Annotated in this window: 13 protein-coding genes and 2 tRNA genes; 10 read left to right on the top strand and 5 right to left on the bottom strand. The window is 67.6% G+C overall.

Annotated features, from left to right (window positions below; all coding sequences use genetic code 11):
• Nucleotides 1-77 precede the first annotated feature (77 nt).
• Nucleotides 78-1,736 carry an arginine--tRNA ligase gene (gene argS, locus ACIBCN_RS34730; RefSeq protein WP_396995947.1) on the bottom strand — a complete coding sequence of 553 codons (1,659 nt, stop codon included), beginning with the start codon at nucleotides 1,734-1,736 and terminating at the stop codon, nucleotides 78-80.
• Nucleotides 1,737-1,851: 115 nt separating this feature from the next.
• Here argS and ACIBCN_RS34725 point away from each other — a divergent pair, with 115 nt between their 5' ends.
• From ACIBCN_RS34725 to ACIBCN_RS34715, 3 genes are all read left to right on the top strand, one after another.
• The gene (locus ACIBCN_RS34725; protein WP_396995945.1) at nucleotides 1,852-2,781 is read left to right on the top strand and encodes a DUF3105 domain-containing protein; all 930 of its coding nucleotides are present in this window, start codon (nucleotides 1,852-1,854) and stop codon (nucleotides 2,779-2,781) included.
• Complete coding sequence (locus ACIBCN_RS34720) at nucleotides 2,781-3,491, top strand: DUF305 domain-containing protein (RefSeq protein ID WP_396995944.1); 711 nt, start codon at nucleotides 2,781-2,783, stop codon at nucleotides 3,489-3,491. Before ACIBCN_RS34725 ends, ACIBCN_RS34720 begins: the two co-directional genes overlap by 1 nt.
• Nucleotides 3,492-3,596: 105 nt before the next feature.
• Nucleotides 3,597-3,669, top strand: a tRNA-Arg gene (locus ACIBCN_RS34715).
• Between the two features lie 55 nt (nucleotides 3,670-3,724).
• On the opposite strand, the gene ACIBCN_RS34710 is transcribed toward ACIBCN_RS34715, so the two are convergent.
• Nucleotides 3,725-4,096, bottom strand: a complete 372-nt coding sequence (locus ACIBCN_RS34710; protein WP_396995942.1) for a hypothetical protein — start codon at nucleotides 4,094-4,096, stop codon at nucleotides 3,725-3,727.
• A gap of 187 nt (nucleotides 4,097-4,283) precedes the next feature.
• Between ACIBCN_RS34710 and ACIBCN_RS34705 the strand changes: the two genes are divergently transcribed.
• The 5 genes from ACIBCN_RS34705 (at nucleotide 4,284) to ACIBCN_RS34685 (ending at nucleotide 10,109) form a co-directional block, all read left to right on the top strand.
• Nucleotides 4,284-4,874, top strand: coding sequence for a hypothetical protein (locus ACIBCN_RS34705; RefSeq protein WP_396995941.1), 591 nt, complete (start codon nucleotides 4,284-4,286; stop codon nucleotides 4,872-4,874).
• Between the two features lie 16 nt (nucleotides 4,875-4,890).
• Nucleotides 4,891-6,312: a metallophosphoesterase gene (locus tag ACIBCN_RS34700; RefSeq protein ID WP_396995940.1), complete on the top strand. Its 1,422-nt coding sequence runs from the start codon at nucleotides 4,891-4,893 to the stop codon at nucleotides 6,310-6,312.
• Nucleotides 6,313-6,433: 121 nt separating this feature from the next.
• Entirely contained in the window at nucleotides 6,434-7,453 is a 1,020-nt protein-coding gene (locus ACIBCN_RS34695; RefSeq protein ID WP_396995938.1) for an iron ABC transporter substrate-binding protein, read from the top strand.
• 35 nt (nucleotides 7,454-7,488) lie between these two features.
• Nucleotides 7,489-9,009: an ABC transporter permease gene (locus tag ACIBCN_RS34690; RefSeq protein ID WP_396995989.1), complete on the top strand. Its 1,521-nt coding sequence runs from the start codon at nucleotides 7,489-7,491 to the stop codon at nucleotides 9,007-9,009.
• A complete protein-coding gene (locus tag ACIBCN_RS34685) occupies nucleotides 9,006-10,109 on the top strand; it encodes an ABC transporter ATP-binding protein (protein ID WP_396995936.1) in 1,104 nt (367 codons plus the stop codon). Before ACIBCN_RS34690 ends, ACIBCN_RS34685 begins: the two co-directional genes overlap by 4 nt.
• Here the strand turns inward: ACIBCN_RS34685 and ACIBCN_RS34680 are convergent.
• Nucleotides 10,078-10,152 (bottom strand) — tRNA-Cys (locus ACIBCN_RS34680). The two genes, ACIBCN_RS34685 and ACIBCN_RS34680, sit on opposite strands and share 32 nt — an antisense overlap.
• Nucleotides 10,153-10,291: 139 nt before the next feature.
• On the opposite strand from ACIBCN_RS34680, the gene ACIBCN_RS34675 reads away from it, so the two are divergent.
• Nucleotides 10,292-10,834: a MarR family winged helix-turn-helix transcriptional regulator gene (locus ACIBCN_RS34675; protein WP_396995935.1), complete on the top strand. Its 543-nt coding sequence runs from the start codon at nucleotides 10,292-10,294 to the stop codon at nucleotides 10,832-10,834.
• Between the two features lie 135 nt (nucleotides 10,835-10,969).
• Nucleotides 10,970-12,028 carry an Hsp70 family protein gene (locus ACIBCN_RS34670; RefSeq protein WP_396995933.1) on the top strand — a complete coding sequence of 353 codons (1,059 nt, stop codon included), beginning with the start codon at nucleotides 10,970-10,972 and terminating at the stop codon, nucleotides 12,026-12,028.
• Between the two features lie 61 nt (nucleotides 12,029-12,089).
• Here the strand turns inward: ACIBCN_RS34670 and ACIBCN_RS34665 are convergent, their stop codons facing one another.
• Nucleotides 12,090-12,866 (bottom strand): enoyl-CoA hydratase, encoded by a 777-nt coding sequence (locus ACIBCN_RS34665; protein ID WP_396995931.1) that lies wholly within the window; start codon nucleotides 12,864-12,866, stop codon nucleotides 12,090-12,092.
• Between the two features lie 127 nt (nucleotides 12,867-12,993).
• The gene (locus ACIBCN_RS34660; RefSeq protein WP_396995930.1) at nucleotides 12,994-13,179 is read right to left on the bottom strand and encodes a DUF6374 family protein; all 186 of its coding nucleotides are present in this window, start codon (nucleotides 13,177-13,179) and stop codon (nucleotides 12,994-12,996) included.
• Nucleotides 13,180-13,201 lie beyond the last annotated feature (22 nt).

Below are 13,201 nucleotides of genomic sequence, written 5' to 3'. Positions count from 1 at the left end.
TGCATCGTTAGTTCGCTCGCTGCGCTCACTCACGTCTAGGTCCTCCCTGGCGCTCGTCTGAAAAGTCTTGTGCCCGTTCACATGCGCTCCGGTGCGCTGACGCCGAGCAGGGCGAGGCCGTTCGCGAGGACCTGACGGGTCGCGTTGACCATCACCAAGCGCGCGGCATTGGTCGGGCTGACGGGCTCGTCCCCGAGGGGCAGCACGCGCAGGTTCTTGTTGGTCTGGAAGCGGTGGTAGGTACCGGCCAGCTCCTCCAGGTAGCGGGCGACCCGGTGCGGCTCGCGCAGGCCGGCGGCACTGCTCACCACCCTGGGGTACTCGCCGAGGGTGCGAATCAGTTCACCCTCCTCGTCGGAGGTCAGCAGCGCGAGATCCGGTGTCACCTTGTCGTATTCGAGGTCGGCGGCATTGCGCGCGATCGACGCGGTCCGCGCGTGCGCGTATTGCACGTAGTAGACCGGGTTTTCGCTGCTCTGGCTGGTCCACAGGTCGAGGTCGATGTCGATGCTCGAATTCACCGAGGAGCGAACCAGCACATACCGTCCCGCGTCGACGCCGATCGCGTCGACCAAATCCTCGAGGGTGACCACGGTGCCCGCACGTTTGCTCATTTTCACGGCGACACCGTCTTTGAGCAGATTCACCATCTGCCCGATCAGCACCTCGACGGTGGCCGGATCATCGCCGGAAACCGAGGCGATCGCCTTCAACCGACCGATATAGCCGTGATGGTCGGCGCCGAGCATGTAAATGCACAGATCGAATCCGCGATCCCGCTTGTTCTGGAAGTAGGCGATATCGCCCGCGACATAAGCGGGCTTGCCGTCGCTTTTGATGACAACGCGATCCTGATCGTCCCCGTATTCGGAACTCGCGATCCACCAGGCGCCGTCTTTTTCGTAAAGGTCGCCGGAACCCTTCAGCTTCGCGACGGCCTGCTCTACCGCACCGGACTCGAACAGCGAGCTCTCGTTGAAGAACACGTCGAAGTCCGTGCCGAACTCGTGCAGCGACTGCCGGATCTGCGCGAACATCAGCTCGACGCCCTCGGCGCGGAACAGCTCCTGCCGCTCGTCCTCGGGCAGCGCGGGCGCCTGCGGATGCGCGGCCACGATCGTGCTCGCGATCTCGCCGATGTAGGCGCCCGCGTAGCCGTCGTCCGGGGTCGGCGCGCCGATCGCCGCCGCGACCAGCGACCTGGCGAACCGCTCGATCTGCGCGCCGTGATCGTTGAAGTAGTACTCGCGCACCACGTCGGCGCCCTGCGTGGCCAGTATCCGGCCGAGCGCGTCGCCTGCCGCGGCCCATCGGGTGCCGCCGAGATGTACCGGCCCGGTCGGGTTGGCCGAGACGAACTCCAGGTTGATCCGGGTGCCCTGCAGCGCCGCCGAGCTGCCGTACTCGGTCCCGGCGGCGAGCACCTGCTCCAGGATCGCGCCCTGCGCGGACGCGGCGAGCCGGATGTTCAGGAAGCCGGGCCCGGCCACCTCGGCGGAGGCCACCTCGTCGGCCGCGCTCAGCGCGTCGGCGAGCCAGGCCGCCAGATCGCGCGGATTCGCGCCTGCCTTTTTCGCGACCTTCATCGCCACATTCGTGGCATAGTCACCGTGTTCGGGGTTGCGGGGGCGCTCGACAGTGACCTCGTCGGGCAGGACCGCGGGGTCCAGTCCGCGTTCGACAAGCACCTTCGCCGCAGTGGCGCGAAGGAGATCTGCAAGGTCAGCTGGAGTCACGAGTCTCTATCCTATGGTCTTGGCGGGTGTACACCTCGAGTGGGCACTGCGCCGGAACCGTCCGCAAGTCACGCCCACCCTGCGGATCCATCACATCGAGAGAGCACAACGAGCGATGCCGAGTAGTCCCAGCGCCAAATCGGCCAAGGCCGCCGCCAAATTGTCCGGGTCCCGCAAAGGGGGCGGGCGTGGGCAACTGCCGCAGAAGAATCGTCAGATCCCCTGGTTGGCCATCGGCGCGGCCGTAGTCATCATCGCACTGATCGGTGCACTCGCCTACAGCCTGGTACCCAAGTACCAGGAAAAGGCGGACCTGGAGAAGTTCACGCCAAGCGCGGAACGCAAGGACCCCTCCGATGCGATCCCCGGCGTAGTCAAGAAGGAATACCCGGCCGGGCTGCATATCGGCCCGACCCAGCGGGTGGCCTACGACCAGAGCCCCGCGTTCGGCGGACCGCACGACGCTTCCTGGGCCACCTGCACCGGCGTGGTGTACGACAAGCCGATCCGGATGGAGAACGCGGTGCACTCGCTCGAGCACGGCGCGGTGTGGATCGCCTACAACCCGGACAAGGTCGACGCGGCCGGTATCGACTCGCTGAAGAGCAAGGTGCAGGGCAAGCCGTACTCGTTGATGTCGCCGTATCCCGGACTGGACCACGCGGTTTCGCTGCAATCGTGGGGACATCAGCTGAAGCTGGACAGTGCCTCCGACGCGCGTGTCGGACAGTTCATCACGGCATTGCGCCTGAACAACTACGCCTATCCCGAGGTCGGCGCGGACTGCTCGACGATCGCGTTCGACACCGACAACCCGCCGCCGTTCGACCCGACGCCGCCCGGACCGGACGCGGTGCCGATGGACGGCAAGGGCCTGCAGCAGGACCAGGGTGAGGTCGGCGGGATGCCCGGTGGACTGCCCGGCGTGCCCGGGGTTCCGGGACTGCCAGGTCTGCCCGGCGCGCCGGCGCCGAACCAGCCCGCGCCCCGTCCCGCGCCGAACCCGGCTCAACCCGCGCCGGGCCAGCCGCAGCCGAGCCGGTAGTGACCACCGAAATCGAGCCGGATTCCACGGAATCCGGCCTCGGCGCCCAGGTGCGCAGGCAGCGCACCGCGCTGCTGATCCTCGGCGTGCTCGGCGCCATCCTGATCGGCGTCGCCATCGGCACGCTGATCCGGCTGCCGCTGAACAACTCGTCCGAGCCGGATCCCGGCGCGGTGGACGTCGGCTTCACCCAGGACATGTCGGCCCATCACGCGCAGGCCGTCGAGATGGCGGGCGTGGTGCTGGTCCGCTCCACCGACACCGATGTGCGCCGCCTCGCCTACGACATCATGACCACCCAGCAGAATCAGGTCGGCCGGATGCAGGGCTGGCTGCAGCTGTGGGGCAAGCCCGCGCAGAGTGTCGACGGTTACATGGGCTGGATGAATGACCAGCCCGGCGGCCACGGCCATGCCGGCGCGACCCAAACGATGTCCGGGCCCATGCAGACCATGCCGGGCATGGCCACGCCCGCCGATCTCGCCGCGCTGCGCCAAGCCACCGGCCAGCAGCTCGACACCCTCTTCCTGCAACTCATGCTGCGCCACCACCAGGGCGGCCTCCCGATGATCGATTACGCGGCCACGCACGCCGAAACCACGGCCGTGCGCACCCTCGCCGACACCATGGACAAAACCCAACGCGGCGAAGCCCAGCTCATCACCACCATGCTCACCGCACACGGCGCCACCCCCCTGCCCCCGAACTGACCCGAACCGCCGCCCCCGACAACCCTTTTTGGCTCCCGGCAGCCGATGCGATACGCTTTCCCCGCCCGATCGGCGGCGGTCCCCGCCCCGACCGAGTCCTATCCCGCCCTCGTAGCTCAGGGGATAGAGCGTCTGCCTCCGGAGCAGAAGGCCGCAGGTTCGATTCCTGCCGAGGGCACAGTGCAAAAGGCCCCCGATCCGCATTCGCGGTCGGGGGCCTTTTTGTTCGGGTGTCAGGCGCAGCTGACTTGGAAAGCCGCGGTCTGGGTGGCGGCAGGGATGACGTCGACCTTGACGGAGGTCGTGCTCTTCGGCTCACAGCCGGACGCCGACGTGAATTGAGCCAGGTAGCAACCCGGCGCCAGGTTCGTGGTGGCGCTGCCGTCCGGACCGGTGGTCAGCGTGGCGAGCATCGGCCCTGCCGCGCACGTGGTGATCCCGACCAGCACGCCCGCGACGGCCGACGAATCAGCACCGGTGGTCGCGGCCTGCACCCGCAGCGCGCCCTGCCCGGCGGGCATCGGATCGGCCCCCGCGATTCCCGCGCCCTGCGCGACCGCCAGCAGCCCGACACCTAGCACGGACATGACGAACAGCCTGCGCATCCGAATCTCCTTCTGCACGAATGAAGATGGGCGATGATCCCACACCAGGCCAATATAGGCGCCCGCCGACGGAACGTCGCCGTACACCCGTGCCGTTTCGGCGGACCGCGTCGGCTTTTCGCTCGCTCGGCACCCCGGTTGCCGTAATCTTCGGGTGAGCCGAGGGGGGCTGACGGAGGACGAGACGATGACTTTTCCGCCAGGCGGGCAGCCGCCGCAGCAAGGACCGCAGGATCGGCAGCAGCCCACCGAATATCCACCGCCGACGGGCTACCCGCAGGGCAACTATCCGCCGCCGCCGCCCGGCCGTCAGCCGTCGCGCAAGAGCAAGATCGGCCTGATCATCGGGCTGGTGGCCGTGGTGCTGCTCGCGCTCGGCGGCGTCGTGGTGCTCGGGGCGGTGTTGACCGCGCAGGGGAAGGGGCCGCTGGCCTCCGACGGCAAGCGGATCGAGGTTGCGGTGCACGACTTCTACGACACGCTGCAGGCCAAGGGATTCCGGGCGGCCGCGGCCAAGGCGTGCGAGGCGGATCGGGCCGAGTTCGAGGCGCTGCCCGAGGAACAGAAACAGGAGTTCGAGTCGGCGACGGTCGCGGTGACCATCGATAAGATCGAAAACATCGTGATCACCGGCGAAACCGCGACCGCGCACATCGTCGGAAAACTCACCCTCGAGGTACCGGGTCAGGCACCCGACACCGACACGAGCACCACCGAACACCTGAAGAAGGAAGACGGTAAGTGGAAGGTCTGTTCCGGGGGCTCGGGCAAGAATTGACGCCACCCCCGCGCGCATGAACCGGCGAGCCATCGGTCAGTCGTGCTGCGGGCCGTCTCGGCGGACCGTGCTCGGCGCCCTCGGTTATGCGGCTCTGCTGCCGCTGGCACGGGCGGGTTCGGCTCGGGCACAACCGAATCCGCTGATCGCAACCGATCTGGAGGTGGTTACGATCACCGACCGGTCGGTGATCGTGACCTGGACAACGGTGGCACCCGATCCGGCCGCACGGCTGGTTCCGGTGGACGCCGACACGGAACTACGCCTGGCCCCGGCGGATTCGGCCCGCGCGCCCGTTCCGGTGCACGCCGACCCCCAGCCGACCCCATTCCACTACGCCGAATTCAACGACCTAGAACCCGGCCGCACTTACCGTTTCGAGGCTTGGTCGAACGGCGTGCGCGCGATCCCCGCGCTGTCGCTGACCACGCTCAGCCCCGGAACGCCCGAATGCACCGGCGAATTCACCACTTTGGTGCCACCGCCGGGCCGTCCGCTGCACACCCTCGCCCTCGCCAACGACGTGCACTACGGCGAAGAAGTCAGCGGCCTGATCGTCGCCGACCTGCCACCCGGCGTCCGTCAAGACGTGCCACCGTATCCCGAGGTGATGCTGGCCGCCATGCTCGACGATCTGCGCCGCCCCGACCGCGCTGCCGAGCGGCTACTCATCGCCGGCGACCTGACCAGCGAAGCGTCCCTGGAAGATTCGCGTGCCGTGCGCGCGCGACTTGACACCTGGGGGACGTTGGGCAGCGACTATTTCGTCGTACGCGGCAACCACGATCGCCCCCATGCCGGCCCGGACTACGCCGGCTGTCAGCCCGCCCCCGCCGACCACCACGACTGCTGGGCCGAGGCGTTCCTGCCGCGCCAGCAGTTGATCGAGGACGAATTCGGCGGCCTGCGACTGTTCGGCCTGGACACCAGCGAACTCGACGGTTCCGGTGGCACCATCGACCGCCCCCAATTCGACCTGCTCGCCGAGCGACTGCGCGCCGACCCCGACCGTCCGACCCTGGTCTTCGGCCATCACCCGGTCACCGTCGAATCGGGCCTGACCAATCTCGCGGGACCCGGCTTCGTCCTCAACGGCCGCGACAGCGCCGAACTGCAATCCCTGTACGAACGCTCCCCCGGTGTCTTCCTCCAGCACAGCGGCCATACTCACCGCAATCGGCGCACCCGCCCCGACACCGCGTGTGCCGTCGAATTCCTGGAAGTCGCCGCGGTGAAGGAATATCCGGGCGGCTACAGCCTGCTTCGCCTTTACGAGGGCGGCTACATGCTCAACTTCTACAAAACTCGCACCGAGGCCGCCCGTCGCTGGAGCGCGACCACCAGAGCCGAATACTTCGGCCGGCTCCCGGATTACACCCTCGGCACCACGGCAGATCGCAATCACGTTGTGCTGCGCGATTTCTCGGGTCTCGGCTGACCTGTCTGTAATTCCGGCAACACCTAGGTAGTGCCGGTCGCATCCACGCAGGTCGAACGCGGTATGTTCACTTAGGTAAGCCTCATCAACCTGAGGGAATCGCCGCGAAAGGACCGAACTGATGCCCGTCGGATGGAAAACGATCTCCGGAGTACTGGCCGTCACCGTCGCGGCGCTCAGCCTTCAGGCATGCTCGAATTCGTCCGACGACGCGAAAGAGATCACGGTCTACAACGCGCAGCACGAATCGCTCACCAAAGAATGGGCGAGCGCGTTCACCAAGGAGACCGGCATCAAGGTCACGCTCCGGCAGGGCGGTGACACCGATCTCGGCAATCAACTCGTCGCCGAGGGTGGCGCCTCGCCCGCCGACGTCTTCCTCACCGAGAATTCGCCCGCGATGGCGCTTGTCGAAAACGCGGGCCTTTTCGCCGACCTGGACAAGCCGACGCTGGACCGGGTGCCCGCGCAGTTCCGCCCGTCCACCGGCAAGTGGACCGGAGTCGCCGCGCGCTCAACGGTTTTCGTCTACAACAAGGACAAGGTGGCGACCGACCAGCTGCCCGCCTCGCTGCTCGATCTCGCGCAGCCGCAGTGGAAGGGCCGCTGGGGCGCGGGCGTGTCCGGCGCCGACTTCCAGGCCATCGTGGCCGCCCTGCTCGCGCTGAAGGGCGAGGACACCACCCGCGCCTGGCTGAAGGGCATGAAGGAGAACGCGACCGCCTTCAAGAGCAACGTGGTCACCATGAAGGCGGTCGATGCGGGCAGCCCCGACGGCGGCGTGATCTACCACTACTACTGGTACCGCGATCAGGCGAAGACCAAGGAGAGCAGCAGCCACACCGCACTGCACTACTTCAAGCAGCAGGACCCCGGTGCCTTCGTCAGCGTCTCGGGTGGCGGCGTACTGAAGTCGAGCAAGAAGCAGGAATCGGCGCAGAAGTTCCTGGCGTTCGTCACCGGCAAGGCGGGCCAGCAGGTGCTGCGCGACGGCGACTCGCTGGAATACCCGGTCGCCAGCGATGTCGCCGCCAACCCGGCGCTGCCGCCACTGGCCGACCTGCAGGCACCGGCCGTCGACCCGTCCAAGCTCGACGCCAAGAAGGTCACCGCGTTGATGACCGAGGCGGGTCTGCTCTGACCGTGGCCCTGCGGACCGCTCTCGCCTCGTCCCGGATGGGCCGACCGGGGCCGCTCGTCACGACCATCGCCCTGCTGCTGGTGGCGGCGACGTTCGTGCCGCTGGGCTACATCGTGTCCGAGATCTTCGCCACCGGCCTGAGCCAGGCCGGCGAGCTGGTGTTCCGGCCGAGAGTCGGTCAGCTGCTGCGCAATACGGTCGCCCTTGTGGTGTGCACCGTGCCGATCTGCGTGCTGCTCGGGGTCGGGCTCGCCTGGGTGGTCGAACGCACCGATGTACCCGGAAAGGCTTGGTGGGGGCCGCTATTCGTGGCGCCGCTGGCCGTGCCCGCGTTCGTCAACAGCTATGCCTGGGTGAGCGTCTTCCCGGCCATGCACGGCCTGTCCGCCGGGGTGATCATCGCGACCGTGTCGTACTTCCCGCTGGTTTATCTGCCCGCCGCAGCCACGCTGCGCCGCCTCGACCCCGCGGTGGAGGAATCGGCGCGGGCACTCGGATCAGGACCGGTAGCGGTGTTCGTGCGAATCGTGTTGCCGCAGTTGCGGTTGGCCATTCTCGGCGGCGGGCTGCTCATCGCCTTGCACCTGCTCGCGGAGTACGGCGCGTTCGTGATGGTCCGCTTCGACACCTTCACCACCGCGATCTTCGAGCAGTATCAGTCCAGTTTCGCGGGCCCGGCGGGCAGCATGCTTGCGGGCGTGCTCGTGGTCTGCTGTCTGGTGCTGCTGGCGGGTGAGGCCACGCTGCGCGGCAACGCCCGCTACGCCAGGATCGGCAGCGGCGCGGCACGGGAGCCGACGCGGATCCGGCTGGGGGCCACCGCGATTCCGGTGCTCGCGGCGCTCACCCTGGTGGCGGTCGGCGCGCTCGGCGTTCCGCTGTGGACCATCGGGCGCTGGCTGCGCATCGGCGGCGCGCAGGTGTGGGACTTCACCGAGATCGGCCAGGCGCTCGGGCAGACCGTCGCGCTCGCCGCGATGGCCGCGCTGCTCACCACGCTGTGCGCCTTCCCGGTGGCCTGGATCGCGGTCCGGTCCACCTCGGTGTTCGCCCGAATGGTGGAGGGCGCCAACTACATCACCAGTTCGCTGCCCGGCATCGTCATCGCGCTGGCCATGGTGACGGTGACCATCCGCTTCGCCCCGCCGCTCTATCAGACGGTGACCATGGTGGTCGCCGCCTATGTGCTGATGTTCATGCCGCGCGCGCTGGTCAGCGTGCGGGCGGGGCTCGCGCAGGTGCCGATCGGGCTGGAAGAGGCGTCCCGGTCACTCGGCAAGTCCGGTCCGGTCACCTTCGTCCGAATAACACTGCGGCTCACCGCTCCTGCCGCGGCGGCGGCCGGCGCGCTGGTCTTCGTCGCGGTCGCGACCGAGCTGACCGCCACATTGCTGTTGGCGCCCATCGGAACTCGCACGCTGGCCATGCGATTCTGGTCGCTCTCCGGCGAATTGGACTACGCGGCCGCGGCGCCGTACGCCCTGATCATGATCGTCGCGGCGGTGCCCGTGACGTATCTGCTGTTCACCCAGTCCAGGAAGGCGGCCGGACGATGAGTCAGCTGGTAGTCGACGATGTTTCGAAGTCGTTCGGCCGTCACACGGTGCTCGGCGGGATCACCCTGGAGGTACCAGACCGGACGTCGACCGCGGTGGTCGGCGCCTCCGGCTGCGGCAAAACCACGCTGCTCCGGGTGATCGCCGGCTTCGAGGCGCCGGACACCGGTTCGGTGATGATCGGCGCGGAAACCGTTGTCCGCGATCGTTTCTCGGTGCCCCCGCAGCGGCGCAACATCGGTTACGTTGCCCAGGACGGCGCGCTGTTCCCGCACCTGACCGTCGGGCAGAACATCTCCTATGGGCTGCGCGGCGGACGACGCGACAGCAAGAACCACGTCATCGAACTCCTCGACATGGTCTCGCTGCCTCCTTCCTATGCCGACCGCCGCCCGCATCAGCTCTCCGGTGGCCAGCAGCAGCGCGTCGCCTTGGCCCGCGCCTTGGCCCGCAAGCCCGACGTGATGCTGCTGGACGAGCCGTTCAGCGCGCTCGACGCCGGTCTGCGCGCCACCACCAGACAGGCCGTCGCCGACACCCTGCGCGCTGCGGGCGTGACCAGCATTCTGGTCACCCACGATCAGGAGGAGGCGTTGTCCTTCGCCGAGCAGGTCGCGGTGATGCGCGACGGCCGGTTCACTCAGGTCGGCGCGCCCGAAAAGGTTTATGCCGCACCGAAGGACTTGTTCACCGCGCGCTTTCTCGGCGACTGCGTGCTGCTGGACGCGACGGTGGACGGCGCCGTTGCGACGTGCGCGCTCGGCCGGATCCCGGTGCAGCAGTCCGCGCCCACCGGCTCGGTCGCCCTGATGCTCCGCCCGGAACAGCTTGTCGCCCATGAGGTTTCCGAGGGCGAGCCGAACAGCGGGGTAATCCGCGATGTCGAATTCCGCGGCGCCGACGTGCTTCTCACCATCGCACTGGATGGCCGCGCCGACACGATACGGGTGCGCCGGGCCAGCGTCGCCGCGCCGGCCACGGGCCGGCGCGTGCGGCTCGAGGTGCTCGGTCCGGCCGTGGCGTATGCCGAACCGAGCGCCTCCACCGGAGGCGACCCTCGAACCCTGTTGGAGCGAGCGGCGGGAATTGAACCCGCGTAAACGGCTTTGCAGACCGTTGCCTCAACCACTCAGCCACGCCCGCCTCGTGATTGATAGTGCCGTGCGCGGACTCCCGGACCCACCCTTGCGCTCACGCTGATTCGAAGCGGGCGGCCGCACTGTGATCCGAAGCCGCCCTGGATGTCCCCGAACCGTGCCCACCCGCATGGAATGATCGGACCATGTCTCGGCCACGCCCACTTCCGCTCGACCCGATCGAGGAGGCCCATCGCCAATGGGTCGGCCACGGCTGGGGTGAGGTGGCCGACGGTATGGCCGCGGTGACCTCGCTGGTGCGCGCCCAGCAAATCGTCATGGCGCGGGTCGACGAGGCGCTGAAACCGACCGGTTTGACCTTCTCCCGGTATGAACTGCTGATGCTGTTGAGCTTCAGCAAAACCGGCGCGTTGCCGATGGCGAAGGCCAGTGCGCGGCTGCAGGTGCACCCCACCAGCGTGACCAATACCGTCGATCGGCTCGAGGCGGCGAAGCTGGTCGAGCGGGTGCCGCACCCCACCGACCGGCGCGCGACCTTGATCGAGATCACCGATGCCGGAAGGGAATTGGTCGCGCAGGCGACCGAGGAACTGAACACCAAGGTCTTCGCGCTGCTCGGCCTCGCGCCGGATCGCCTGCACACGCTGCTGCAGCTACTGGCGGAATTCCGACACGCCGCAGGCGACTTCGATACCGGCGACGAACAGGCGCGCTGGTCCACGACCTAGCCACCACGGGACGACCGTACTGGACGGTTCCATACACCCGCTGATCGACCACGGGGTAACGGTCCGGCATCCAACTAGCGAATTTTCCGGCCCGTTGTCTTGGCAGCGAGCACAAAAGGGTTCACCATGTAAACCATGGTGCTGGTCTTGGGGGTATCGGCGGGCGCTGGTGGCGCGCGCGCGATGCTGACACATTCCGATCAGCCACACCTCCCCCCGATCGACCGCTGCCAGGTGCCGCGCCGCGCCGGCGGCGGCATCGAGGAACCCGTTTTCGAGGCCATCCGCCAGATGCGCGGCGCCGCCGATCGACGCGACGAACTGGTCACCGGAACCGCTGTGACGTGCCGCTGCACCATGCACGCCGACGCCATCCGGACCGGCGCCGGCCGCAACCGCCTGACCATCGTCGACGAGCCGCTGGCCCAGCTGCGCTATCTCCGTTTCACCGGACAGTTACCGGACGTCGGCTCGGTACTGCTCTACGACCTCGGCACCTCCGGCTTGACCATCACGCACGCCGACTGCCGCAACGACACCATCCTGGCGGGCAAACGCAGCACGGTGCTCGGCGGCGACGGCTACGACGCGCTGCTGCGCTGGCAACTCGCGCGCGGCGGCGTGCTCACCGACAAGCTGACCAGCCGCAAGCATCGCGAGGCGTTGAGCAGCGAGCGAGTGGTCACCGCGATCGACCCCATCTCCGGCGGCCGCGAGGTGGTCACCCGCAGTGACCTGGCGGAATTGTGTGCCGCGAGCATCCATCACTCGGCCTCGTTCGTGCGTCAGCTCATCGAGGAGAGCGGCGTGCAACCCGAGGCACTGGTGCTGCTCGGCGGCTGCACCCGCAACCCGAGCATCCGCGACGAGCTCGCGGAACTGATCGACCTGCCGATCATCTACGACTCGGAACCGGACTACGTCTCGGCCCGCGGCGCGGTGCTGCTCGCGGCCGAACGGCACAGCGGCGACGTGCGGATGCCCCGCGCGCGGGCGGGCGCGGCGCTGTCCGCGTCGCTGGTGCACGGCCCGGTCGACCGCCGCAAGCTGATCGCCGCCGTCGCGGTGACCGCGGCCCTCGGCGCGACCATCGCGGGAATCCTTGCGATGGACCGGCCTTCGGCCGAACCGAGCCACGGCAACCCGTCGACGCCGGTGGAGATCGTCGGGCCGTCGCCCTCGCATTTCGGCTAGCGCGCGAGCTTTCCCCGGCTAAGTGGATAAGTATTCTGCCGGGGATTTCGCTCCGGCCGGATCAGCGGTTGGTGAATTTCGCGGGACGCTTCTCCACGAAGGCGGCCATGCCTTCCTTTTGATCCTCGATCGCGAAGAGCGAGTGGAACACTCGGCGTTCGAAACGCAGGCCCTCGGCGAGGGTGGTTTCGAAGGAACGGTTCACCGATTCCTTCGCAATCATGGTGACCGGCAACGACATCGACGCGATGGTCTCGGCGACCTCGAGCGCGGTATCGAGCAGCTCGGCGGCGGGCACGATGCGCGAAACCAGTCCGGCGCGCTCGGCCTCCTCCGCATCCATGTTGCGACCGGTGAGCACCAGATCCATCGCCTTGGCCTTGCCGACCGCGCGGGTGAGCCGCTGCGAGCCGCCGATGCCGGGGATGACGCCGAGCTTGATCTCCGGCTGCCCGAACTTCGCGGTGTCCGCCGCGATCAGGATGTCGCAGATCATCGCCAGTTCACAGCCGCCGCCGAGGGCGTAGCCCGCCACCGCGGCGATGGTCGGCTTGCGGAACTGGGCGAGCCGGTCCCAGCGCGCGAAATAGTCGTTCAGGAACATGTCCATGTACGACTTCGGCTGCATCTCCTTGATGTCGGCGCCGGCCGCGAAGGCCCGGTCCGATCCGGTGATGACCACGGCCCCGACCTCGTCATCGCGCTCCAGCTCGTCGAGCGCGGCGATGACATCGTCGAGGACCTGGGCATTGAGTGCGTTGAGCGCCTTCGGGCGGTTCAGCGTGATCCAGCCGACCCGGCCCTTGCGCTCCAGCAGAATCGTCTCGAATTCAGTCACTCAGCACCTTCTAAGTCGGATGGTCGGGAAATATCGCTGACGATACAGGAGGTAGGTGTACCGGCCATCCCGCAACGTTCCATCAATATTCTAAAACTGTTACAACACAAGGTAATTCGACTAATGCCTAGCTACGGTCGCCCCGGTCGCGGGTCAATTCCGTGTAGACCCGCAGTCCTTCGGCGATCTTTCCCGCGGCATTCTCGAGTTGCTCGGGCGGCAGGTACTTGCCGAACGCGGCCGCGTCCAGCAGCTGGTCACGGACCTGTTCGAGGTTCATCCTGGCCCAGTCCTGGCGAGAAAGTGGAGACACGGCTCGAACAATACCTCGAGTC

Origin of the sequence: Nocardia sp. NPDC051052, from assembly GCF_044456045.1 — a bacterium.
Taxonomy (GTDB): Bacteria; Actinomycetota; Actinomycetes; order Mycobacteriales; family Mycobacteriaceae; genus Nocardia.
Note: the sequence above shows the minus strand (reverse complement) of the source record. Positions and strands in the feature narration are given on the sequence as shown.